General features: G+C 58.3%; 21 protein-coding genes. 10 read left to right on the forward strand and 11 right to left on the reverse strand.

The window, feature by feature from the left end; translation table 11 throughout:
• The first annotated feature begins 126 nt into the window (after positions 1-126).
• Both M9Q49_RS02400 and M9Q49_RS02405 read left to right on the forward strand, forming a co-directional pair.
• Entirely contained in the window at positions 127-1794 is a 1668-nt protein-coding gene (locus M9Q49_RS02400) for a sensor histidine kinase (RefSeq protein WP_254507050.1), read from the forward strand.
• Positions 1742-3160, forward strand: a complete 1419-nt coding sequence (locus M9Q49_RS02405) for a sigma-54-dependent transcriptional regulator (protein WP_254507051.1) — start codon at positions 1742-1744, stop codon at positions 3158-3160. The genes M9Q49_RS02400 and M9Q49_RS02405 overlap by 53 nt, the downstream gene beginning before the upstream one ends.
• Positions 3161-3178: 18 nt before the next feature.
• Here M9Q49_RS02405 and M9Q49_RS02410 read toward each other — a convergent pair whose 3' ends face one another.
• Positions 3179-3571, reverse strand: coding sequence for a carboxypeptidase-like regulatory domain-containing protein (locus tag M9Q49_RS02410; protein ID WP_254507052.1), 393 nt, complete (start codon positions 3569-3571; stop codon positions 3179-3181).
• A gap of 31 nt (positions 3572-3602) precedes the next feature.
• Entirely contained in the window at positions 3603-4541 is a 939-nt protein-coding gene (locus M9Q49_RS02415; protein WP_254507053.1) for a DUF1559 family PulG-like putative transporter, read from the reverse strand.
• A 218-nt stretch (positions 4542-4759) separates the two neighbouring features.
• Between M9Q49_RS02415 and M9Q49_RS02420 the strand changes: the two genes are divergently transcribed.
• Positions 4760-5512, forward strand: a complete 753-nt coding sequence (locus M9Q49_RS02420) for an FKBP-type peptidyl-prolyl cis-trans isomerase N-terminal domain-containing protein (protein WP_254507054.1) — start codon at positions 4760-4762, stop codon at positions 5510-5512.
• A 2-nt stretch (positions 5513-5514) separates the two neighbouring features.
• Complete coding sequence (gene lpxK / locus M9Q49_RS02425) at positions 5515-6582, forward strand: tetraacyldisaccharide 4'-kinase (protein ID WP_254507055.1); 1068 nt, start codon at positions 5515-5517, stop codon at positions 6580-6582.
• Here lpxK and M9Q49_RS02430 read toward each other — a convergent pair.
• From M9Q49_RS02430 to M9Q49_RS02445, 4 genes are all read right to left on the reverse strand, one after another.
• On the reverse strand, positions 6548-7117 hold the full coding sequence (locus tag M9Q49_RS02430; protein WP_254507056.1) for an HXXEE domain-containing protein: 570 nt from the start codon (positions 7115-7117) through the stop codon (positions 6548-6550). The two genes, lpxK and M9Q49_RS02430, sit on opposite strands and share 35 nt — an antisense overlap.
• A gap of 35 nt (positions 7118-7152) precedes the next feature.
• On the reverse strand, positions 7153-7428 hold the full coding sequence (locus M9Q49_RS02435) for a BON domain-containing protein (RefSeq protein ID WP_254507057.1): 276 nt from the start codon (positions 7426-7428) through the stop codon (positions 7153-7155).
• A 147-nt stretch (positions 7429-7575) separates the two neighbouring features.
• The gene (gene cysC / locus M9Q49_RS02440; RefSeq protein ID WP_254507058.1) at positions 7576-8250 is read right to left on the reverse strand and encodes an adenylyl-sulfate kinase; all 675 of its coding nucleotides are present in this window, start codon (positions 8248-8250) and stop codon (positions 7576-7578) included.
• Between the two features lie 44 nt (positions 8251-8294).
• Complete coding sequence (locus M9Q49_RS02445; RefSeq protein WP_254507059.1) at positions 8295-9362, reverse strand: acyl-CoA dehydrogenase family protein; 1068 nt, start codon at positions 9360-9362, stop codon at positions 8295-8297.
• 62 nt (positions 9363-9424) lie between these two features.
• Here M9Q49_RS02445 and M9Q49_RS02450 point away from each other — a divergent pair, with 62 nt between their 5' ends.
• Positions 9425-11113, forward strand: a complete 1689-nt coding sequence (locus tag M9Q49_RS02450; RefSeq protein ID WP_254507060.1) for a M3 family oligoendopeptidase — start codon at positions 9425-9427, stop codon at positions 11111-11113.
• Between the two features lie 3 nt (positions 11114-11116).
• Here the strand turns inward: M9Q49_RS02450 and M9Q49_RS02455 are convergent, their stop codons facing one another.
• From M9Q49_RS02455 to M9Q49_RS02470, 4 genes are all read right to left on the reverse strand, one after another.
• Positions 11117-12049 (reverse strand): dienelactone hydrolase family protein, encoded by a 933-nt coding sequence (locus tag M9Q49_RS02455; protein WP_254507061.1) that lies wholly within the window; start codon positions 12047-12049, stop codon positions 11117-11119.
• Between the two features lie 109 nt (positions 12050-12158).
• A complete protein-coding gene (locus tag M9Q49_RS02460; protein ID WP_254511810.1) occupies positions 12159-13556 on the reverse strand; it encodes a twin-arginine translocation signal domain-containing protein in 1398 nt (465 codons plus the stop codon).
• Between the two features lie 72 nt (positions 13557-13628).
• A complete protein-coding gene (locus M9Q49_RS02465; RefSeq protein ID WP_254507062.1) occupies positions 13629-14192 on the reverse strand; it encodes a hypothetical protein in 564 nt (187 codons plus the stop codon).
• Positions 14193-14287: 95 nt separating this feature from the next.
• The gene (locus M9Q49_RS02470) at positions 14288-15019 is read right to left on the reverse strand and encodes a hypothetical protein (RefSeq protein WP_254507063.1); all 732 of its coding nucleotides are present in this window, start codon (positions 15017-15019) and stop codon (positions 14288-14290) included.
• A gap of 249 nt (positions 15020-15268) precedes the next feature.
• On the opposite strand from M9Q49_RS02470, the gene M9Q49_RS02475 reads away from it, so the two are divergent.
• The 5 genes from M9Q49_RS02475 (at position 15269) to aroE (ending at position 22462) form a co-directional block, all read left to right on the forward strand.
• Positions 15269-18388: a PSD1 and planctomycete cytochrome C domain-containing protein gene (locus M9Q49_RS02475; RefSeq protein ID WP_254507064.1), complete on the forward strand. Its 3120-nt coding sequence runs from the start codon at positions 15269-15271 to the stop codon at positions 18386-18388.
• 207 nt (positions 18389-18595) lie between these two features.
• Positions 18596-18859, forward strand: coding sequence for a DUF559 domain-containing protein (locus tag M9Q49_RS02480; protein WP_254507065.1), 264 nt, complete (start codon positions 18596-18598; stop codon positions 18857-18859).
• 324 nt (positions 18860-19183) lie between these two features.
• Positions 19184-20656: a DUF1501 domain-containing protein gene (locus M9Q49_RS02485; RefSeq protein WP_254507066.1), complete on the forward strand. Its 1473-nt coding sequence runs from the start codon at positions 19184-19186 to the stop codon at positions 20654-20656.
• A gap of 199 nt (positions 20657-20855) precedes the next feature.
• Positions 20856-21566: a pyridoxine 5'-phosphate synthase gene (locus tag M9Q49_RS02490; protein ID WP_254507067.1), complete on the forward strand. Its 711-nt coding sequence runs from the start codon at positions 20856-20858 to the stop codon at positions 21564-21566.
• Between the two features lie 35 nt (positions 21567-21601).
• Complete coding sequence (gene aroE, locus M9Q49_RS02495) at positions 21602-22462, forward strand: shikimate dehydrogenase (RefSeq protein WP_254507068.1); 861 nt, start codon at positions 21602-21604, stop codon at positions 22460-22462.
• A gap of 24 nt (positions 22463-22486) precedes the next feature.
• Here the strand turns inward: aroE and M9Q49_RS02500 are convergent, their stop codons facing one another.
• Positions 22487-23020: a GNAT family N-acetyltransferase gene (locus M9Q49_RS02500; protein WP_254507069.1), complete on the reverse strand. Its 534-nt coding sequence runs from the start codon at positions 23018-23020 to the stop codon at positions 22487-22489.
• Positions 23021-23022 lie beyond the last annotated feature (2 nt).

A 23022-nucleotide genomic window follows, 5' to 3' on the forward strand; every position in this document is an offset into this window, starting at 1 on the left:
AGGGAACGCCAGCACTGCCAGCAGCGAGGAGCGATCTTCCGTCCACATCGACATTGTCATTTTTACAATGGGCGCGTTAGACTCCGCGGGCCGGTATTTCACCAAGCACGAACAAGGAGGTTCGTCTTGTCCAAATTTGCGCTCGATTGGCGCTGGTCCATCCAAACCAAACTGCTTCTCTGCGTCGGATTGTTGCTGACAATCGTCGTAGTGCTCGCGGTGAGTGGTTTTCAAGGAGCTTATTCGTATCGCACGCTCGTGCGCACGATGAGCGTCCGCGCCAATGAATTGCCGGTCGCCAGCGAGCTCTCGAAGGGCCTGGGCGACATGCGCGTCACGCTCAGCCGAGCCCGCTCCGTCGGCCAGCTTGTGCTAGGACCTGGTCCGGACGAAGGCTTTGACGTGGCCATGCTGCGCCACGAATTCCGCGGCGAATATATGGCCGTGCAAGAAGCGCTGCGCAGTTATCGCAAGCAACTGGCCACCGACGTGGAAGGCAATGATCGCCTCGGCGACCGGAGCAAAGAGCGAGAGATCCTGCAAACGCTCGAGCAAAAGTTGGCTCAGCTCGCTTTGGCCAAAGACGACACTACGTGGATTATCGACACTGTGCGGATCAATTCGATCGGTACCGCAGTCGATGAAATGTACGACCTGGCCGGCAAACTTCCGGCCGAGTTGCATCAGCGGATGCGGCAGTTCGGCGGCAGCGTGCGCGATGATTATCGGGCCTGGATCATCACTTCCTGGGTCACGCTGATCCTCGCCATCGGCATGCTCTTTGCGCTGCTGGCGATGTTTTTTGTGTGGGTGGTCGCGCCGCTGCAAGTATTGCTCGCTGGTTCGCGACGAATCGCCCAGCAAGACGATTTCGATCATCGGATCTATCTGAAGACGCACGATGAGTTCACCGAGCTCGCCAGCGCGCTGAACGATATGACGGCCCGTTTTCAAGAGATTCGCCACGATCTCGATGAACAGGTTCGGCAGCGAACTCGCGAAGTGGTTCGCAGCGAACAGATGGCCAGCGTCGGTTTTCTCGCGGCCGGCGTCGCGCACGAAATCAACAATCCGCTGGCTGCCATCGCGATGGCGGCCGAATCGCTCGAGTCGCGCGTACATGACATCATCGAAGCCGATGCGAACAAGCCGAGCGATGAACAGAACAGCGAAGTCGCCATTCTCAGTAAGTATCTGCTCCGCATTCAGGACGAAGCGTTCCGTTGCAAAGGGATCACCGATCAGCTGCTCGATTTTTCGCGCCGCGGCCCCGCCGAAAAGCACGACACCGAGCTCGGCGAATTGACCGAGGGTGTGATCGACATGGTACGGCACCTGGGCAAATACAAACAGAAACACATCGAGTTCGTTCGCAAAACGCCGATCCATTCGCGCGTGAACGGCCAGGAGATCAAGCAGGTGCTGCTGAATTTGATCACCAACGGCCTCGATAGCCTCGATGAAGGTGGCACTGTGCGCATCGAGCTGGGCCGCAGCGGCAATCAGGCCGAACTGCTGGTCACCGACAACGGCTGTGGCATGTCGCCCGATGTTCTCAAGCATTTATTCGAACCATTTTTTACGCGTCGCCGCGATGGCCAGGGCACGGGCCTTGGTTTGTCGATCACGTATCGAATCGTGAGCGAGCACGGCGGCGCGATCGAACCTGCCAGTGACGGTCCGGGGAAGGGCTCGCGGATGCGAGTGCTCCTCCCATTAGCGATAGAGAGTAAGAGCAACCATGAAAGAGTCGAACAAAACGGATTCGGGCAAAAACGATTCGCGGCCGCATAGCAGGTTAAAAATCCTGTTCGCGGACGACGAACTGTCGTTGCAAGAATTGATGAGCATCGAGCTGCCTCGCATGGGGCACGAAGTGACGGTCTGCCCCGACGGTCCAACGGCGGTCGCTGCGCTGGAACTGAACACCTACGATTGCATCATCGTCGACCTCGACATGCCGGGTATGAGCGGCATTCAAGTCATCGGCAAATGCAAAGAGCTGTCGCCGGACACCGACGCGGTTGTGCTCACCGGCAAAGCCACGTTTGAAACGGCCCGCGATGCGCTCCGCTACGGCGCGTTCGATTATTTGACCAAGCCGTGCAAACTGATCGACCTGAAGACGCTGCTGCTGCGCGTCGCGACCAAGCGGGAATGGGTCAACAAGTGCAAGGCGCTCAAGCATCAGCTCGAACGCGTGCAAGGGAAGACCGAGCTCGTCGGCGATAGCCCGTCGATGGCCCGCGTGAAAAAGCTGATCGAAAAAGTCGCGCCGACCTCCAGCACCGTGCTGATCCTCGGCGAAACAGGCACCGGCAAGGAACTCGTCGCCCGCGCGGTGCATCAGCACAGTCTGCGGGCTGATGCGCCGTTCGTAGCCGTGAACTGCGGCGCTTTGCCCGAAGCATTGATCGAAAGCGAACTCTTCGGCCATCGCAAAGGCGCATTCACCGGCGCCGATGAGCATCGCACGGGGCTGTTTGAAGTGGCGCACGGCGGGACAATTTTTCTCGACGAAATCGGCGAATTGCCCAAGTCGATGCAAGCCAAGTTGCTGCGTGTTCTCGAAAGCGGCGAAATCCGCCGCGTCGGCGACAACACAGCGTTTGAGGTCGATGTGCGCGTCGTCTGCGCGACGCACCGGCAGTTGCCCGACATGGTGGAGTCCGGCGACTTTCGCGAAGACTTGATGTACCGCATCAACACGTTCGAAGTTCACATCCCACCGCTGCGCGAACGAATCGACGACGTGCCGGAGATTGCCGCGCACCTTTTCCGCCGCTTTCGACCGACGTTGAAGGCCGGCGATGAGTTATTCACGCCCGAAGCGGTCGAACTGCTGCAAAAGAACGGCTGGCCGGGCAATGTCCGCGAGCTAGCCAACGTGATCGAGCACGCGACGATCTTGTGCGATCATCCGCCGATCTCGGTCGAGCATTTGCCGCAGCGGTTCAATGCCTCGCGCAAAAACGGCGGACCAACGCCGAAGCTGCGAGTTGTTTCGCCCATCTCGCTTCGCGAAATGGAAAACCAGGCCATCCTCGATGCGCTTGATCGGCATCAAGGAAACAAGCCGGCGGCCGCAGAAGAGCTCGGCATTAGCTTGAAGACGCTCTACAACAAGCTGAGCGCGACCCAGCAGGAGAAGGCCGCGTAAGCGAGACGCTCGACGTGGCTATTCGGGCTTCGATAGCTCGATGTTGATCGGGCTTTTGCCGTCGATCTGGCGCACGAGGGGCGTGTGCTCTTTGTCGAATTTGCCTTGCAGCTTATCGACCTGGGGATACGGGTCCCACTGGCGAACCACAACTTTGTACTTGCCCGGTGTTACGCCGCCGGGCAACGAGAACTTCCCCGCGGCATCGACCTGCGCGCCGTAGGGTTGTGCGTTTGGAGTGTTCTCGACTGGGATGAATTCCAGCGAGACCTGTCCGACGCCGATTTCACGCTTGGCGACTTCCAGCGGTTTGCCATTCAGCAGCAAGGTTCCCTCGCAGGCAACCATCACGGGGCCGGACGAACCGCAACCTGCGAAAACAAACAAAAGCAACAGTGGCAGATAGCGCATGAGGTGGAAACGATTTCGGGGAGAGAGATTACTAATTAACAGGTTCGCCATCGGCGCGGCGGCCTAGATTGCGAAAGATGGTGGCGTCGACCGAATAGGGCAACAAGCGAACCGAGCCGTCCACCAGCGCGATATTGATTCCGCCCGGATGCGACGAGCCGAAGCGGGGATCACCGTTATCGGAAACATGCCGGAAGTCGGGAAGTGGAACGCGATCGGCCTGACGCATGACATCGTGATCCCAGCCGCTGCTGTAACCCTCGTTGTCATTGCCTTGAAATTGCTTGAGGAGTTGCACATTCATTCGCTTCTCGCTGAAGACTATCGTCGAGCTAGTGCCATCGGTGATGTCGGCCAGCCGCCGCGGATACAACTGCGTGATCGCCCCCACGCCGTATTGATCATCGCCGCTGCCCGTTTCTAGCGAAGCCGCAGCGTAGTCATTTTTGGCGTGCGGAGTCGAACGTCCTGCGTTACCCGAGGTCTCGTCCGGCAAATAGTTGTACCAATCAGTCGTCGACAACACTTCTGGTGGCCGACGCGAAGGGCAAAAGTACAGCTTGATTGGCGCTCCGATGGCTTGGACAGATTTTTCCAGGTCCGCACTTTGGCCATTCCCTTCCCACAAGGCTTGCTGCTCAATGTAAGGGAGCAACTGAAAGCCCCAGCCGCCATGCTGTTTCGGGGCGACTGCCGGAATGCCCTGGAGGTAGGTCATGTGATAATCCCAGGCCAAGCCACCAGCCGACGGCAGGATCCTGTGCGTGCTCTCATGGTTTTGCACCCCCAGCGCCATTTGCTTGAGGTGATTCACACATTGCGTGCGGCGCGCCGACTCGCGGGCCGCCTGCACTGCGGGCAAGAGCAGCGCCACGAGCACGCCGATGATGGCAATTACCACGAGCAGTTCCACGAGCGTAAACGCTCGCCGGCCCGTGCTGTTCGGACCAGATTGGGGAAGAAATGTCATGGGAGAGTATGAGTACTTCCAGGGGGATTGAAATGGCGTAAATAGCGTACCATGCGGACTCCGGAAAAAACAGATTTGTTCTCACCCCTTTTTGCGGCTTGCGGGTTCGGTGACTTGCGGCGGTAGGTCGCCGCCAATCTCAGGCCCGGAGGCTTGTGGTATCATCCTGTTTGCGGAATTGATTGGTTTATTGTTTGTTTGCTGCAGGATTCCTCGCGATGTGTAAGCGTTTTTTACTGGCTGCCTTTCTTCCTATGCTTTGCGTTTCGTTCGCCGGAGCCCAGGTAACTCCTCCCGCCGTTCGGCCTCCAGCTCCAGCGGGAAATGCTCCTGCTGCCGCTCCGCCCGCGGCTGGCCTGGGCACACTCGAACAGCAGGCCAGTTATGCGATCGGCCTCGATTTCGCCAAGCGTCTGAAATCGGATGATGCCCCGATCGATCTCGACGCCATCTGCCGTGGCATTCGCGCCGGCTTGTCGGGCACCAAGCCAGAGCTGACCGACGAACAAATGAGCGCCGTGATGCAGAAATTCATCACCGCCCTGCAAGCCAAGCGGGCCGAGGCCGATAAACGCGCGATGGAAGTGGCCAAAAAAGAAGGTGCTGCGTTCCTGGCCGAAAATGCCAAGAAACCCGGCGTAAAGCAAACGGCTTCGGGGCTGCAATACAAAGTACTGAAGGCCGGCACCGGCGCAACGCCCAAGGCGACCGACGTGGTCAAAGTGCATTACACCGGCAAGCTGTTGAATGGTGAGACGTTCGACAGCAGCCTCAAGCGCGGTTTACCGTCAGAGTTCCCGGCGAATCGAGTCATCCCTGGTTGGGTCGAAGCGCTGCAACTGATGAAGGTTGGCGATAAATGGGAGCTCTACATCCCCAGCGACCTGGCCTACGGCGATGACGGCAATGAGCGCATTCCGCCGGCCAGCTTGCTGAAGTTTGAAGTGGAACTGCTGGACATTGTGAAATAGCGATGGCGCTGGTTTCGGCCGAAACGTTTCGCGACATCGTCAGTGGTCGGCGGCGGGGATTTCTACCCGCCGCCCTGCGCAGTTTGCTGGCGACGGCTGAACCAATTTACGGCGCGGTTGTTGCGCGAAAGAATCGCCGCTACGACAACGGCGGCCTGCCGATCACACGCGTTGATGCTCCGGTCATCAGTGTGGGCAATCTTACGGTCGGCGGTACCGGCAAAACGCCGTTGGTCATCTGGCTGGCAAAATGGTTCTGCCAGCGCGGCGTGAAAGTCACGCTTATCAGTCGCGGCTATGGCCAGAAGCAAGGGCCAAACGACGAAGCCCGCGAAATTGCCGCCAATCTGCCTGACGTGCCGCAATTGCAAAATCCCGATCGAGTCGCCGCAGCTCGCCAGGCGATTCGCGAACATCAGACCCAAGTATTGTTGCTCGACGATGCATTTCAGCATCGGCGGATTGCGCGCGATCTCGATATCGTGCTGATCGACGCACTCGAACCCTTCGGCTATGGCCGTTTGCTGCCGCGCGGTTTGTTGCGCGAGCCCATTGCGAATCTCGCTCGTGCGCACGTCGTCGCGCTGTCTCGGGCCGATGCGGTCTCTGCGGAACGGCGCGAAGAACTGCGGGCAGTCGTTGCGAAGTATGCGCCGCAAGCGATTTGGCTGGAGCTGGCCCATCAGCCTGTGGCGCTCCTCGATCACGCCGGCCACAGCGAACCACTCGCCAAATGGCAGGGGCAACGGCTCGCAGCCTTCGCCGGCATCGGCAATCCGGCCGGCTTTGAACACACGCTCCGGCAATGCGGTTTGCAAATCGCCGCTTTCCGCGCGCTGGCCGATCATCAGGCCTATTCGCCGGCGATCATCGCGTCTCTGGAAATCTGGCTGCGTGCCGAGAACGCGGCTGCTGCCGTTTGCACGCACAAGGATCTAGTGAAGATTCCTCAAGCCACGCTGGGCAATGTACCGTTGCTTGCGCTGCAGATTGCTCTCGCGGTTACGCGCGGCGAAGATGAGCTGAACTCGCTTCTTACGAAGCTGATTCACCGCGCCGCAAACGGCTGAGCCGGGCGGCGATGTAAGCAATGATGATCGCGTGCAAACCGATGGCGACGCCCAGCGCAACCGCATGATCGAGCAGCGTGGCTTGTTTATTCAGTTCCACGACGCACCAACCACCCAGCGGCACGAAGAGTACGGCAGCCGTGAACAAACCAGGATTGTATTCTCGTCGCGCGATCGCAGCGCCGAAGTGAACCAACGCATTGAAGAGAGTCAGATAGGCAGCGAGCATGCCCGCGGCTGGCAACCAGATCCAGGCGAGATAGAGGGCGAGCAGATCGACGCACCACACGCCCAGTGAGTTGATCCAGAAAGTTGCAGCCGGCGTGAGAGCTTCACGGCCGCCGCCGATGGTGCGGTTGAAATACAACCGAAAGTGGTCGCCGCGATGTTCTTCCCATTGGTGCAGCATGTAAGCAGGAAGCTGCACAAACACCAGCACAAGTCCCAGACTCGCATGCCAGGCCCAGAGCGGTAGCACGGCGAGCAAAAACACCGCCGTCGTGACGGCAGCGGCAGGCCACTGCCAATCTTCCACGAGGCATTGCCACAGACCGGTTCGCGGCGAGGAAATTAGCGAGATTCCACTACGTAGTCGAGCTTCGGCGTGTAGACGACCTGCAGCGCGTTGACGACTTCGATTCCTTCGGCGGCAGCCTTCACCAACTCTTGAGCGAGCTGCTTGTGATAGTAGGAATCGACGCGTCCTCGCATGACGATCGACTCGCCATCGCGATCGAGCTGCAACCGGCGGAGTACATAGATGCTGCTGCGCGAAAGCGCGGCGCGGGCCAAGGTTAAGTCATCTTCCGTGGCGGCAGGCTGTCGCCCGAGTGCGTTCGTAAGCATTTCATCTCCTCCTTGGCCACGCGTCCTGATGCGAGGCACGATCCAATTTCCGGCCGCGCTCCGCCTGGTGCGCGTATAACCGACTTCCCGTTGCCATTCACTGTAGGGGGGCTCAATAAGGTGTCAAGCAACATGGATATGTTTTCATCAAAACTTCCCACTTTTTCGCAAATACGCCACTACTTCTGCTGCTAGCACATCAGGCGTTTTCTCGGCGGAAAATAGGTGCAAATCGGGGTTAAGGGGGGCTTCGTAAGGATCGCTGATACCAGTGAAATTCGGCAGCTCGCCAGCGCGGGCTTTCTTGTATAAACCTTTAGGATCGCGAGCTTCGCAAACTTCCAGCGGAGCATCCACAAACACTTCGATGAAGTCGCCATGCTCGCCACGCGATTCAACGAGCTTTCGCACCGCATCGCGATCTTGCCGGTAGGGACTGACAAACGCTGTGAGCGTAATCAAACCAGCGGCTGTGAAAAGTTCTGTCACCGCGCCGATGCGGCGAATATTTTCCTGGCGATCTTCAGGGCTAAACGTCAAGCCAAAGCGTTTGGAAAATCCCTCGCCGTAAGCAGTCAGCATTTGTGGCGCCGCATTCAAGCCATGCCGGACGTTGTCGCCATCGAGCAGAAAGCTGTGGACGCCCCGCTGATGCAACTGGCGGTCGACTTCGTTGGCCACGGTGCTTTTGCCGCAACCCGACAATCCAGTGAACCACACGACGCAACCACGATGGCCGTTGAGCTTCTCACGCTCGGCTCGGCTGACACTGTGCGGATGCCAGACTACAACGGTCGGATCCTTTTTTTCTGCTTCGCTCACTTCCTTCTCCAGCTGCAAACTTCGAACTACGAACTTGTAATTTTTTACTGAATCCCCGCGAACTCGCACAGGTTGGCATTCAGTACCGCGGGTGGACAACTCCAGACGAGAAAGAACAAGGCTTCGCGACACCAGCGACCGGCCGGATGACCCGCGACAAAGCCTGCCCCTTTGGCAGCGACGAGCGCGGCCTGCGTCGTGCGCAGCGCGAGACTGTTTGCCCGGCTGCGCGCATCTTCGGCAGCGCAAGGTTGATTCCCTTCTGCCAGCGCGAGCAGATCGCCCACAAGCTCCTTCAATTCTTTCCGCATCGCGGCTGCTGGTTCACGAAAAACGTCGCGCTGCTGCGCTTGCTCGTCGACATAATCGAGTGCCGCGGTAGCAAGCCCGGCGGCGAGCGTCGACGTCTGCAGCCCTCCCGTTTTCGCACCTAGGCCTTGCTTCATCACGTTTTCGATCGGCCCGCCGAGGAGCCAGTCGCGGCTGACTTCGACCTGATCGCACTGGACGGGCCCCGTGCGACTAGCAGTCAAACTAACGAGTTCCGGCGCGGGCGGTACTCGCACACCGGGCAAATTCGTCGGCAATGCAACGAGAATCTGTCGGCCGTCTTCAAACGTGGCGCCAAGGACAACCGCCTGCGCATGTTCAGCGCCGGTTACCCAAGGCGAGTAACCATTCAATTCAAACCCACTCGACGTTTCGTGCGCCTGCAGCACGGGCTGAACGTGTTGCCGGCTCGTCGTTAAATGCGAAATGCCGACGGTGGCGAAGATTTCACCACTCAGCAGCGGCGGCAACAGTTTTTCAATCGCTCGTTGATTGCCGCTCGCAGCAATCCGCGTGCAAGCACCCACTCGCTGCGTCAGGATGAACGCGGTCGTCAGGCACGCGGCGCTTAACTTCAAATAACCGCGCAGCAGATCGGATTCGCTCCACGCCTGACCGCCGACCGCGGTCGGCAGGAACCACTCGTGCACACCGGCCGCGGCGCAGAGTTGCAGTTGCCGCGCGGGCCAAGCGTTTGGCTGATCGAGCTCACTGGCCAGTTCGCGCAGCTGCGCGCACAGTTGATCGAGCGCGGGATCGGTGGGAGTCACAATGCGGGGCATCACAGCCATTGTAGCAACTGTATAATTGCCGGGCTGCTGAACCCATCGCAAGAGAGTTAGACATGCCCGTTACCATCGATCAAATCTTCGTTGAAACCCCGCAATACGCCGAAGTCGCCCGCGAGTACGCCGATCTCGAACGTTCGTTCGCCGCGGCCCGCGATGCGGCCCAGTGCGGCGAAGTCGTTCACCAGTGGGACCAAATTCGCCGCCGGCTCGAAACCTGGGGCGCCCTCGTTTCGCTCCGCTTCAATCAAGACACCGGCAATGAACAGTTCAAAAAGGAACGCGAATACTGCGACGAACTGCAGCCGCGGCTGACCGATCTCGACGTTCGTATTAAACGGCTGTTGCTGGCGAGTCCCTATCGCGCAGAATTGGCGAAGAAATTCGGCGAGCAGGTCTTTGCCCTCTGGTCGGCCGACGTCATGTCGTTTGAACCGGCGATCCAAGATCATTTGGTGAAGGAAGCCAAGCTGCAGGCTGAGTACAGCGAAGTGATGGCCGCCGCCAAGATTCCCTTCCGCGGCGAACAGCTCAATCACAGCGCGATTGTGAAGTATCGCGAGGATCCCGATCGCGACACACGCCACGCCGCCGAACTCGCCCGCTGGCAATGGTTCGCCACGAACCGCCCGCAGCTTGATCGCATCTTCGGCGATCTCGTGAAGCTGCGACACGAAATGGCCCGCACGCTGAAGTTCAACAACTTCGTTGAGCTTGGCTATCAGAGGATGAAACGTGTCGACTACAACGAAGCCGACGTCGCTCGCTTTCGCGAGGAAGTCCGTCAGCACGTCGTGCCGCTGGCGATCGAGCTGCGAAAGAAGCAGGGCAAAGATCTCGGCGTCGATAAGCTGATGTTTTGGGACGACGCTATTCACGACCGCCAGGGAAATCCCGCGCCGCAAGGTGATCACGACTGGATGGTCGAGCGCGCGCACGAAATGTTCGCTGCGATGGATCCCGAACTAGACAACTTTTTTCACCTGATGACCGACGCTCGGCTGACGGACCTGAAGAATCGCGAAGGGAAAAGCCCGGGCGGTTTTTGCACGTCGTTTCCCTCGTACGGCTTGCCGTTTATTTTCGCGAACTTCAACGGCACGAAGCATGACGTGGAAGTTTTCACGCACGAAGTGGGACACGCCTACCAAGGCTATCTCAGTCGCAATCAACCGCTCATCGACTATCTCTGGCCGACGTACGAATCGTGCGAGATCCACTCGATGGGTCTTGAGTTCCTCACCTGGCCGCACATGGACAAATTTTTTGGCGCTAGCAACGGCGGCGGCGATCGCTTTCGCCGCATTCACCTGACGCAGGGCTTGCTGTTCCTGCCGTACGGCGTAGCCGTCGATCATTTTCAGCACTTGGTCTACGCCAAGCCCGACGCGACTCCCGCCGAACGCCACGCGATGTGGCAAGAAGTGGAACGCCTTTATCTGCCGTGGCGCGACTACGGCGATCTGCCGCACGTCAGCGACGGCGGATTCTGGCAGTTCCAACGGCACATTTATTTGCATCCGTTCTATTACATCGACTACACGCTGGCCCAGACGTGCGCCTTGCAACTTTGGGTGCGCTCGCAACAAGACGCCGCACAGACGATGAAGGACTACAACGCCCTCTGCCGCCGCGGCGGCGAGGCGCCGTTCCAAGCCCTGTCCCGCGGCGCGGGTTTGATCAGCCCCTTCGATGCGGGTTGCTTGCGCGATGTGGTGGCACAGGCGCGGAAGTCGTTGGGGTGACAACTACCCCAAGTGCTGCGCGAAAAACGCTTTCACCTTCTCCCACATCGCCGGACTTAGAACGTGACCGGTGTTGGGTTCGATGAATGAGGAAAAGTTCTTCTCGGCATGCGCGGCTTGGTACGCCTTTTCGATGCGGCCGATTCCTTCGCGGGCTTCTTCGATCGGCGTACCGCCGTCTTGATCGCCCAGATTGAGATGCAGCGCGCGCGGTGCGATTAGCGCGGCAATATCGGGGGTGTCGCCGAATTGATTGAGGCCGGGGATGAAGTTCGGAAAACAGTGCAGGATTTGCGTGCGATGAATGCCGGCGTAGGTCGGCAGGCAGCAGTTGCCGACGAGTGCTTTCAGGCGCGGCTCCCACGGGCCGACCAGCCAGGTGTGCGTCGAACCCATCGAATGGCCATAGCAACCGAGTTTGTTCGCGTCGACTTCAGGCCGGGAGGCAATTAGATCGACCGCGCGGCGCATATCGAGAATATGTTTCCAAGCCAGGCATTTGCCGTCAACGACATATTTCAAGAACAGGAACCGCTCCAGTGCGCCTCCTTTGTTCTTGTAGCCCTTTTCACGTTCGCCAAACCCGAGTGCATCGGGGCAAACAACAACATAGCCTTCCTTGGCGAGTGCCAGTCCCGTGTGATGCATCGGCAAACCCGCGAGACCGGCGGGTTCGGACGCACCAAAATGCCATGCGCCGTTGTGCTGATGCCACAGGCAGATGCCCGGCGCTGGTTTGTCCTTGGTGGCTGAATCCGGCACCAGCAGCCAAGCCGAGACGATCTCGCCCGGTTCAGTCTGATACGAAATTTTGATGCGACGAACACTCTCTACCTGTTCGCTCGACAACTCCTTGGCTTGCAGCGGCGGCGGTTCCGGCCAAGGACCACCGAGGCAAGCGAGAAGACGATCTTTGAAATCGGCAGTGGGTTTCATTTTCAATTCAAACGTAGGGTGGGTCGAGTGTACTCACGAGGCCCACCAGGAATTGCAATTGGAGTCAAACTTGGTGGGCCTCGTGAGTACACTCGACCCACCCTGCGAACTACAGCATCAGCTCGCTCATGCCCTTCGGCAAATCAAAACAAACGGTCAGGTTCTCGGCGGATTGATGCGATGTCCCCGACTTGAGTGCACTCCGCTCGGCAACCGCTTTCAATTCCGTCAACTGCTCTTTGTGTTTCAGCTTCACCGCTCCCGTGGCTGGCGACTTCGCGGCAATCTCGATCGTGAAATTCGGCGTACTAAACGGCGCCTGTAATTTCACGCGATCACCGGCCAACTCAATCTTCGTCAACTCCTTCGCTGCCCAGTACCGACTGATCTCGCTCAGTTTCATCCAGATCAGTTCATTCTTGCTGTACTTCGCATCGAGTCGCGCGACGATCTCTTTCAAAATATTGAAGCCGATCTTTTCGCCGTTGAAATAAATGCCGGGCCAATGGCAGACCATGATGGCGGGCTCGCCGCGGTCGATCACTTCGGGCAAACGGCCACCCGTGCCATCGGCAGAGATGCACTGATTGGCGTTCCCCGGCGTGAGACCATCCCAGCCACCGAACCAATCGCCAGTGCAACCAATGATCGACACCACGCACTTCGGATCGTTGCTCTCCAAACCCGCGGCATACTCCACGCGTGGCGCCACGCTGCGGTCACCCTTGTCGTACAAATGCCGAAAGTAATGCGGAATCTCGGCTTGAAAGACATCGCGGCAGGCCTGCAGTGTCGCCTGCGACAGATTCGGCAGCACCTTGTTGCCAAAGCCGCCCGGCGTGGTGATTCCTTCGCAGGACAAACCGGCGTTCTTCAAGATCTTCAGCGCATAGGCCATGTAGTTCGCGACTTCATCAACGCTCTTGCCCGCCGAGAAGCCCCAGTTCTCCATAAAGTTTTCGTTGCGTTGTTCATAAGGCCTGCCGGTCTCGGTATTGATGGCCCAGGTGTGCGTGATCATCTCCGGATGAATATCCCAATCAGGCACCATCAAATCGCGCACGAGTTTCAAACTATCCTGCAGTTCTTTTTTGCTCCAGCCGGGCATCTCGCGATCGATCCAGCCCACCGTCGCCGGATACGGCACGATGCTGTATTTCCCTTTCACGCCATGCTCGTGGCACCACTCGCCAAACTCGCGCACAAACGAATCGGGAATTCCCCGCGGCAACTTCCGCCAATCCTGCAGATACTTGTCTGGAAAAACTTCGGCGAACTGCGGAATGCAAAAATGGGCGAGGTTCACCAGACAAGTCGAGTCATCAATGATGAAACTCATCGGCACCCGACCTTGTGGATTGAGGACGGTGATTCCTTCCGGACGATCAGGCCTTTGTCCAGGAATCTGCGCCGCAACTTCATCAAGTGCAACGCCGCCGAGCGCGCCGGCAGCGAGAGCAGCGGTGGAACCTTGCAGGAATGTTCGACGAGTAAGCGATTGCATCATGGGTTGCACAAGCGATTCTCCGAGAGAGTTGCGGATCGCAGGCAGTGTAATCCGTGCCTTGCGGCTGCGTCACTATTCAGTCGGAGAAAGCGACTTGGAAGCCTTGAACTTCGGTCGCTGCTTTTGAAACGGCTTGAGAACTGCGACAAGTTCCTTGTAGGACTCGTCACCCAAGACAACGTAGGCAGAGCTGATCGGTCCATAGAGGCGGGCTTCGTGGCAGCCGAAACAAATCAGGACCTGATAGACGGTCTGGTTCTGTGTGAACTCCACGCACCAATCCGGATGAAACCCGCCGCATGCTGCCGGCGTATCGAAACGAGCAAAGTGTTTCGGATCACTCCAGACTTCCCGAAGTTGCTTTGTCACTTTATTGTCGACGTCGATCCGACCGTCGTAGAACGGAAACCCATGTATCTTGACGGTCTTCTTGTCTTTCAACTCTTGCTCTAAGGACTCTGTCTCGTACAGTTGATGCGGCAATCCTTCGAGCAGCTTCACCGCCGTCATTTTGCTGATGGCTGTCGTCAGCGACTGGATTTTCTTCTCGTATTGCGCGGCAGTATCCGTACTAAACTCGGAATCCGGATGGGCCGGCGGCATCGGCGTCAGCATGCAGACCAGAAAAGCGATCAATAGCCACTTCATCGCGTCTTCCTCAATTGAGTTGCGAACCGCCGCCCAGCAGTGTAGCCGCGCTGCGAAACACTTACACGATTCCGCGTTGAAAATTACCAGTCGCGCTGTTCCAGAACTTCTTCGAACTTATTCTGCATACCGCAAGCGTGGCAAATTGCTTCTAGCTCGAGGCAAATGGCTTCGCGTTCTTCGGTTTCAATGAAGTGGTTGTTGTGGGAATCGAGGTGGTTGAAAGCCTCGATGCAATCCCGTAGCACTTCGAGGCGATCCTGCTTTTTCGACCTCGCTCCAAGTTCGGTCAATCGGCGCACCGCGTTTGCCATCAATGCGCGCGAGAGCTTCGTGAGTCTCCGTCCCGGCAGTCTCTTCCAACTGGAGAAAAACTCGTGGTTAGCCAAGTCGTCTAATGTGACTTTTTTTAAATAGGCTTGGCGAGTGGAATCAGCTTTCTGGCGCTCGCGTTCTTCGGCCACTTCTTCGGCAGCGTCCTCTTTCAGCACGGCTGCATGATCGTGATCCAAACGCCATTGCATCCAGGGTTGTCCTGTGATGTAGTCCCAGTGAGCGTAGGTATTGCACAAGAGTTTTATTTCACTGGCGGAAGGTGGAATCACTCCGATCAGTTGAAGACTCGCGGGAGGCTTGCCGTGCACCCAGCTCATGCTGGGTCGACCGTTCATTCGGTGATGCGTGAGGAGCAAGATTTCGCGCAAGGTCGGATCATCAATCGCGGGCGGTTTTTTACCAACCCACTTCGAATTGGCCACCAGTACTATGCTGCCGCCGAAGCGCTTCGATTCCTTGCTGCTCGCGTCTTGCAGCACTCGGCAAACAGTGTGCAGCCCTTTGCCGATGGGATAGTAGTACGTTGACCCCGCAGGAGGAAGATTTGATTTGCGTTTCTTCTTCGTTGGTTTCTTCTTCGCCATGGCGGCAGCGTAATTGCCTCCGCGTTCGTCGACAAGTTGCTGAGGCAAACATTGGTCGTTGAGCGGTTTTCAGTTATGCTTGAAGGCGCCCCTGGGCTCATATTTTGAAGCCTCCCGCCTTTACCGCTGCTGGTTGTTCTTGAGATGAAACTGCCAACTGTTGGAATTGCTCTCGCCCTGCTATTGACTGCTCTCGTGGCTGCGCGCGGACAGCAGAAGATCGATTACAACCGCCAGATCAAGCCAATTCTTTCGGACCGCTGCTATCGCTGCCACGGTCCGGATGCCGGTGAGCGCAAAGGCGGTTTTCGCCTCGATCAGCGCGACTCGGCGGTCGGTGCGGCGGAATCAGGGGGCAAGCCGATTGTTCCGGGAAAGCCAGAGGAAAGTGAACTGCTGAAGCGGATCCATGAGACCGATGCCGAACTCGTGATGCCGCCGCCGAGCCTCAATAAGAAACTGTCTGCCGACGAAAAGAAGTTGCTCCGCGACTGGATTGCGGCGGGTGCTGACTTTCAACAACATTGGGCCTTCGTGACGCCCAAAAAACCTGCGTTGCCAGTTGTGAAAGACGCGAGCGCTGTTCGCAACCCGATCGATTTGTTCCTGCAGGCGAAACGCGAACAGCTTGGCATGACATCGACGCAATTCGCGCCGAAAGATGTGCTCCTCCGCCGGCTGTCGTTCGATCTAATCGGTCTGCCGCCGACGATTGCCGAGGTCGATGCGTTTCTCGCCAACCGCAGCCCCGATGCTTATGAGCAGCAAGTCGATCGGCTGCTGTCATCGCCTTACTATGGTGAGCGACTTGCCGTCGATTGGCTCGATGCGAGCCGCTTTGCCGATACGCACGGCTTTCATATCGACAGCGGCCGCGACATGACGCGGTGGCGCGAGTACGTGATCGAGTCGTTCAATCAAAACGTGCCGTATAACCAGTTCACGCTCGAGCAACTCGCCGGCGATCTGCTGCCGAGCACCGGCGATGAAACGCGCGACCTGCGACAAAAAATTGCCAGCGGCTTCAATCGCAACCACATGATCAACTTCGAAGGTGGGGCGATTCCGCAGGAGTATCTCACCGCGTACATCATCGACCGCGTGAACACGACCAGCACCGTTTATCTCGGCCTGACGGTCGGCTGCTCGCAATGTCACGACCACAAGTACGATCCAATCACGCAGAAGGATTTTTATCAGCTGTATGCGTTCTTCAACGCGGTACCGGAGAGCGGCCTTGATGGTTCCAAGGGCAACGCCGCGCCGTTTTTAAAGACGCCTACGAAATTGCAACAAGCCGAGACCGCGCGGATCACGGCGCGGATGCAGGCGATTCAGCAGCAGTTGGCTAGCGAGTTGCCCGCTGCCGATGCGGAGCAAGTGAAGTGGGAAAAGACCGCGGCCAGCGCCGATAATATTGTGAAATGGGATTTCGCTGACCGGGTGGAAGCGAAGAGCCGCGGCGGTGCAAACTTTAAAACGTTGGAAGACAAATCGCTCCTGACGAGCGGACCAAGTGCGGCGACGGAACTGCTCGAGTTCACCTGGTACGCCAGTTCGCCGCTAGTCACTGCCGTTCGCGTCGATGCGTTGGCCGATCCGAGTTTTCCAGCGAAGGGGCCGGGGCGTTCGCAGAATGGCAACTTTGTCCTCACCGGCGTGAAGATCGAAGCCGCCGATGGGAGCGGCGAGTTTGCAACGAAAAAAATCCGCCGCGCATCGGCTGATTTCGAGCAGGATACTTTTCCAATTGCCAATGCCATCGACAGCAAAGCAGGCTCCGGCTGGGCGATTTTTCCGCAGGTCGGCAAAGATCACTTTGCCATTTTTGAATTGGCCGAGCCGATCAAGTCATCAGAAGGGCCGCGCCTGAAAGTAACGCTGCAATTCGATTCGCAATTTGCCCAGCACCAGATGGGCCGCGTGCGAATTTCTTCGACCGAGGCCGAGAAGCCAATCGGCGCCGAAGCGATGCCGGCGAAGATTGCCACGCTGTTGCCCAAGGCGCGCGATGCCCGCAGCGCTGCCGAACAACAAGAGTTGACGACGTACTTCCGGCAGAATGTTTCGGCCTCGCTGCGTCCACTGCGTGATGAACTTGCGGCGCTGAAGTCGCAGCAAACGCAAATCGAAACATCGATTCCGACCACGATGGTGATGCAGGAAGCTCAGCCGCGGCCGACCTATTTGCTGATGCGCGGCCAATACGATAAGCCGGATAAAAATCAGGAGTTGAAGGCCAACGTGCCGGGCTTTCTCTCGCCACTCCCGGCAGATTCGCCGCAGAATCGGCTCGGCCTGGCGAAGTGGTTGATCGATCCGCAGCATCCGTTGATGTCGCGCGTGACGGTCAATCGCTACTGGCAGATGATCTTCGGCACTGGTTTGGTGAAGACCGCGGACGATTTTGGTTCGCAAGGCGAACAGCCGAGCCATCCCGAACTGCTAGATTATCTCGCGACCGATTTCGTCGGCGCCTCATCCTCCGGCGAGACTCGCTGGGATGTGAAACGCCTCGTGCGCGATCTGGTGACTTCGGCTGCTTATTTGCAATCCTCTTCTGCAGCATCTGAGTCGCGCGGTCGCGATCCAGAAAATCGTTTCCTCTCGCGCGGGCCGCGCTTCCGCTTGCAAGCCGAGTTCATTCGCGACCAGGCCCTGTTCGCTGGCGGTCTGCTCGATCGCCGCATCGGCGGCCAAAGTGTTTCGCCCTACCAGCCGGCGGGCTTGTGGGAAGAACTGATGAGCCGCAGCGACAACGACAAATGGACCGCGCAGAAGTACAAGCAAAGCCACGGCGTGGATTTGTATCGCCGGACGATGTACACGTTCTGGAAGCGCACTTGTCCGCCCGCGAGTCTCGCGACGTTCGACGCGCCCGATCGCGAAGTTTGCACCGTGAAGCGCTCGCGGACGAACACGCCGTTGCAAGCGCTGGTGACGCTGAATGATCCGACGTATGTCGAGGCCTCACGGCAATTCGCTGAGCGAATCCTGCGGAGCGGTAAGACGGTTGACGAACGAATTGACTACTTGTTCCGCACTGTGATGACTCGACCGCCGACGGCTGCGGAGATTGCGGTCATCAAGAACCTTTACACCCGGCAACTTGTCCACTTTCAGCAGAACCCCGCTGCAGCGGCGAAGTTGCTGAAAGTGGGAGAAGTATCGTTGGACGAATCGTTGAACGCAGACGAGCTCGCGGCGTGGACCATGACGGCGTCGGCGGTACTGAATACGGATGAAGCGCTGACGAAGGGGTGATGTGGAATTGATTGAATTGTTCCCCTCGCCCCGTCTCGGGGAGAGGGGTTAGGGGTGAGGGGTAGTGCTGCAAAAAGAGTCCCCAATCAGAATCATCGAGTCACCTTCACTCCAAAGATGATGAATAACTCCACTTCCACCCCTCACCCCCAGCCCCTCTCCCCGAAGCGGGGCGAGGGGAGCCAGACAAAAGAGATCGTGACCGAAATGAAATTCAAACGCACCGCCGCTCGCGCGCCAGAAGCGATTCAATTCGCTCGCGATCAGCGCGCGACGGGCAATGAGTTTGTGCAGACCGTTTGGGTGTGGATCCGCAATCGGCAGATTTACCGCCAGAAGTTTCGCCGTGAATATCCAGTGCCTCCCTACACGGCTGACTTTTGCGGCGTCGAATTGAATTTAGTTCTTGAGTTGGATGGCGCTAGCCATGTCACGGAGTCTGGCCGGGAGCACGATCGGATTCGGGACTAAGCTTTCGCGAAGCAAGGTTATCAAGTGCTGCGGATTGCCGGGTACGATGTATTGCGGGAACCAGAAAAGGTTTTCGCCCGGATTGAAGAACAAGTACGAGAGAGAATGAAGGAGTTGGGGTTGAGCTGAGCGATTGCTCTCATACTCCCCTCGCCCCGCCTCGGGGAGAGGGGTCGGGGGTGAGGGGTAGCAATGCGGTAAGACCCGATGATCAATTTGCCTCGACCGAATCATGATCACTCCAAAGATGACGAATCACTGAGCCACCCCCCAGCCCCTCTCTCCCCGAGGTGGGGCGAGGGGAGCTAGAAAAACACAACTCCCATGCAATACATCCCTTCCAATCCGCTGCTCGCCCGTCGTCAGTTTCTCGGTGGAGCTGCTGCCGGTCTCGGCGCTACGGCGCTCGCTGGTTTGCTGAATCCGCAGCTCTTCGGCGCTCCTGGCAAGATTCCCGACAAAGGCAAGCCGCGACTGGGGGCTCTCGCGGCGACGCACTTTGCTCCCAAGGCCAAGCGGATCATTTATCTCGTGATGTCGGGCGGGCCGAGCCACATTGATCTGTTCGATTACAAGCCGCAGCTGAAGCAGCATCAGGGCGAGGAGCTGCCGGCGTCGATCCGCATGGGTCAGCGAATCACTGGCATGACATCGGGGCAGAAGTCATTTCCTTGTGCGTCATCCCTTTTCAAGTTCGAACAGCATGGCAAAAGCGGCACTTGGATGAGCGAGTTGCTGCCGCACATCGGCGGAGTCGTCGATGATATCGCCGTCGTGAAGTCGCTCCACACCGAAGCCATCAATCACGATCCGGCCATCACGTTTGTGCAAACCGGTTCGCAGCAGCCCGGCCGGCCGAGTCTCGGCGCTTGGCTCAGTTACGGTCTCGGAGCCGAGACAGAAAATCTGCCGTCGTTCGTCGTGATGATCTCGCAAGGGAGTGGCAACAAAACAGATCAACCGATTTTCTCGCGGCTATGGGGACCTGGCTTCTTGCCGTCGGAACATCAGGGCGTTCGTTTTCGCAGCGGCGACGATCCGGTGCTCTATCTTTCGAATCCTCCCGGAGTCGATGCGACTGCGCGCCGTGAGATGCTTGACGGCGTGGGGCAACTCAATCAATTGGCGAGCAACGCGATTCAAGATCCGGAGATTCAGACTCGAATCGCGCAGTACGAGATGGCGTATCGCATGCAGTCGTCGGTGCCGGAACTGACCGATCTGTCGAGCGAGAGCAAAGAGACGCTCGAGATGTATGGAGTGGATGACAAGAACGAAGACGGCGGATTCGCTCGCAACTGCCTGCTCGCTCGCCGGATGGCCGAGCGCGGCGTGCGGTTCATTCAGCTGATGCACCGCGGCTGGGACCAGCACAGTTCGCTGCCGGGTCAGATCAAGGGGCAATGCAAAGACGTCGATCGACCGAGCGCGGCGCTCGTCAAGGATCTGAAAGATCGCGGCTTGCTCGACGACACGCTGGTCATCTGGGGCGGTGAATTTGGCCGCACGGTTTACAGTCAAGGAACCCTCACGGCGACAAACTACGGCCGCGATCACCACGGTCGTTGCTACAGCATGTGGCTGGCCGGCGGCGGCATTAAAGGAGGCATCTCCTACGGCGAGACTGATGATTACTGCTACAACATCGTGAAGGACGGCGTGCACGTACACGACCTCAATGCCACCGTGCTCCATTGCCTGGGCCTCGATCACACGCGGCTGACCTACCGTTTTCAAGGCCGAGATTTTCGGCTGACGGATGTGGAAGGGACTGTGGTGAAGGGGCTGTTGTCGTAAACTTAAATCCTCGCGCAGCGCAGCGACGTATTTCTCCCTCGCCCCAGTACTCAGGGGAGAGGGCCGGGGTGAGGGGTAGTGCTGCAATAGTCGCATCCATTGAGGTTCCGCCCCTCACCCTAACCCTCTCCCCGGAGTACCGAGGAGAGGGGATGTTTTTTATCTTCCCATTCAATTCCTACCTGGAGACCAACCCGGAATGCCCGAGCTTGGAGTGAACATCGATCACGTCGCGACCATTCGTCAGGCGCGCAAGACCTATGAACCCGATCCTGTCGCCGCGGCGGTTCTAGCCGAGCTAGCCGGGGCCGATGTGATTACGGTCCATCTGCGCGAGGATCGGCGGCACATTCAGGATCGCGATGTGCGCGTGCTGCGCGAGACGGTGCAGGTCAAGCTCAACCTCGAGTTGTCGGTCACGCCCGAGATCGTCGACATTGCTTGCCAGGTCAAGCCGCAGCAAGCGACCGTCGTGCCGGAGAAGCGTGAAGAAGTGACCACCGAGGGTGGCCTCGATGTGGTCGGCAATTTTGACGCAGTGCGGCGAACGGTGGAGCAGTTGCAAGCGGCAGGTATTTTCGTCAGCCTGTTTCTCGATCCCGATCCGCGGCAAATCGAAGCCGGCAAAAAACTCGGCTGCGAAGCCGTGGAGTTGCACACGGGACAGTATGCACTCACCAGCGGCTTGGCCCGCGAGAAAGAGTTGGCTGCTCTCGTCGCGGCCGGCAAGCAGATTCGCGAGCTGGGGATGCTGTTGCACGCAGGGCATGGTTTGAATTATCAAAGCGTGATTCCCGTCGCGCGAATTCCGGAAATGCGCGAGCTGAACATCGGCCACAGCATTGTTTCGCGGGCGGTGCTCGTTGGGCTCGAACGGGCCGTGCGAGAAATGAAGGAATTGGTTCGCTAGTTCGTGTTTGTTCGTTTTGAAGTAGAAAGTCGCCAGTGTCGAACTCTCCCCAACCCGCCTTGCAAGAAATTGTCTGCTGCATGGGTCAGCCGGTGGCCGGCAACCCAACGCAGTTCATGATGGAGCGAGCCTTCGCCGCGGCGGGGCTCGACGACTGGCGATATCTCACGCTCGAAGTTCCCGCCACGAATCTGACGAACGCCATCCTCGGTTTGCGAGCGATGGGTTTTTGCGGCGCGAACTTTACCATCCCGCACAAGGTTGCGGCCATTCCGCTGCTCGACGGCTTGAGCCCCGCTGCCGAACTGATGGGCGCGGTCAACTGCGTGAAGCGCGACGGCGATAAGTTGCTTGGCGAAAATACCGACGGCAAAGGCTTTGTGGAATCGCTCCGGACAGTGCTCGACCCAGCCGGCAAAAAATTTGTCGTGCTCGGCGCTGGTGGTGCTGCGCGTGCGATCGCCGTGGAGTTGGGTTTGAGTGGCGCCGCGGACATCACGATCGTCAATCGTTCGGAAACTCGTGGCCAGGAACTCGTCACCCTGCTAACCGACCGCGTGAAGATCAGCAGCCACCTCGTGCAATGGAAGGGCGACTATGAAGTTCCCGCCGATTGCGATGTGCTGATCAATGCGACGTCGATCGGCCTCGGTGATGCACAAGCCCGTGTCGCCGTGGATGGGAATTCGCTCCGCAAAGAACTCGTCGTCGCCGACGTCATTTTCAATCCGCCGCGGACACGCCTGATTCGCGATGCCGAGCAGCGCGGCTGCCGCACGCTCGATGGTCTCGGCATGCTCGTCAACCAAGCCGTCATCGGCTTTAAGATCTGGACCGGCGTCGATGCCGATGCGAATGTGATGCGCGAGGCGCTCGAAGAGTTTTTGAATATCTAAAGTGATTGCAGATGGCAGATTGATTTAAGCAATGCCGAACGGCGGGACGTATTTCACTTGGCCTCGGACGTCTTTCAGAGCGCCTGGCAACAGTTCGAGCGCCATCCAGTGCGGGCCCGGAAACGGCGAGATCAGCGATTCTGCGAGTTGCGCTGAAAAGCCGAAGCGCGGATAGTAATGTTCGTGACCAAGGACGACGACGATCGATTCGCCGCGGTCCTTCAGTTGCAGCAGTCCGGTGCGCATGAGTTGCGAACCAATGCCGCTTCGTTGTCTGTCGGGCGAAACCGCGATGGGGGCGAGCGCGACGGCATTCCAGGTTTGATCGACGCCTTCGATCAGCAGTCGCGTGAAAAGGAGGTGACCAGCAATCTCCTTTCCGCGCACTGCAACTAGCGAGAGCAGATTGAATCCGCCGTCGCGCAGCGAGCGAACGAGCAGCATTTCTTCGTCCTGGCCAAACGCGGCGCGAACCAGGGCGTCGATGGCGGCGCTATCGCCGGGCTGTTCGGCGCGGATATCATAAGCGGCCGGAGTTGCTCGCTGGCTTGCAGTCATGA

Origin of the sequence: Anatilimnocola floriformis (assembly GCF_024256385.1) — a bacterium.
In the GTDB taxonomy this organism is placed as follows: Bacteria; Planctomycetota; Planctomycetia; order Pirellulales; family Pirellulaceae; genus Anatilimnocola; species Anatilimnocola floriformis.

Excerpts from the sequence above, each read along its gene's own strand:
- M9Q49_RS02405 (WP_254507051.1), top strand. The coding sequence starts at position 1,742 with ATGAAAGAGTCGAACAAAACGGATTCGGGCAAAAACGATTCGCGGCCG.
- M9Q49_RS02410 (WP_254507052.1), bottom strand. The coding sequence starts at position 3,571 with ATGCGCTATCTGCCACTGTTGCTTTTGTTTGTTTTCGCAGGTTGCGGT.
- M9Q49_RS02415 (WP_254507053.1), bottom strand. The coding sequence starts at position 4,541 with ATGACATTTCTTCCCCAATCTGGTCCGAACAGCACGGGCCGGCGAGCG.
- M9Q49_RS02420 (WP_254507054.1), top strand. The coding sequence starts at position 4,760 with ATGTGTAAGCGTTTTTTACTGGCTGCCTTTCTTCCTATGCTTTGCGTT.
- lpxK (WP_254507055.1), top strand. The coding sequence starts at position 5,515 with ATGGCGCTGGTTTCGGCCGAAACGTTTCGCGACATCGTCAGTGGTCGG.
- M9Q49_RS02435 (WP_254507057.1), bottom strand. The coding sequence starts at position 7,428 with ATGCTTACGAACGCACTCGGGCGACAGCCTGCCGCCACGGAAGATGAC.
- M9Q49_RS02445 (WP_254507059.1), bottom strand. The coding sequence starts at position 9,362 with ATGCCCCGCATTGTGACTCCCACCGATCCCGCGCTCGATCAACTGTGC.
- M9Q49_RS02450 (WP_254507060.1), top strand. The coding sequence starts at position 9,425 with ATGCCCGTTACCATCGATCAAATCTTCGTTGAAACCCCGCAATACGCC.
- M9Q49_RS02455 (WP_254507061.1), bottom strand. The coding sequence starts at position 12,049 with ATGAAACCCACTGCCGATTTCAAAGATCGTCTTCTCGCTTGCCTCGGT.
- M9Q49_RS02460 (WP_254511810.1), bottom strand. The coding sequence starts at position 13,556 with ATGATGCAATCGCTTACTCGTCGAACATTCCTGCAAGGTTCCACCGCT.
- M9Q49_RS02475 (WP_254507064.1), top strand. The coding sequence starts at position 15,269 with ATGAAACTGCCAACTGTTGGAATTGCTCTCGCCCTGCTATTGACTGCT.
- M9Q49_RS02480 (WP_254507065.1), top strand. The coding sequence starts at position 18,596 with ATGAAATTCAAACGCACCGCCGCTCGCGCGCCAGAAGCGATTCAATTC.
- M9Q49_RS02485 (WP_254507066.1), top strand. The coding sequence starts at position 19,184 with ATGCAATACATCCCTTCCAATCCGCTGCTCGCCCGTCGTCAGTTTCTC.
- M9Q49_RS02490 (WP_254507067.1), top strand. The coding sequence starts at position 20,856 with ATGCCCGAGCTTGGAGTGAACATCGATCACGTCGCGACCATTCGTCAG.
- M9Q49_RS02500 (WP_254507069.1), bottom strand. The coding sequence starts at position 23,020 with ATGACTGCAAGCCAGCGAGCAACTCCGGCCGCTTATGATATCCGCGCC.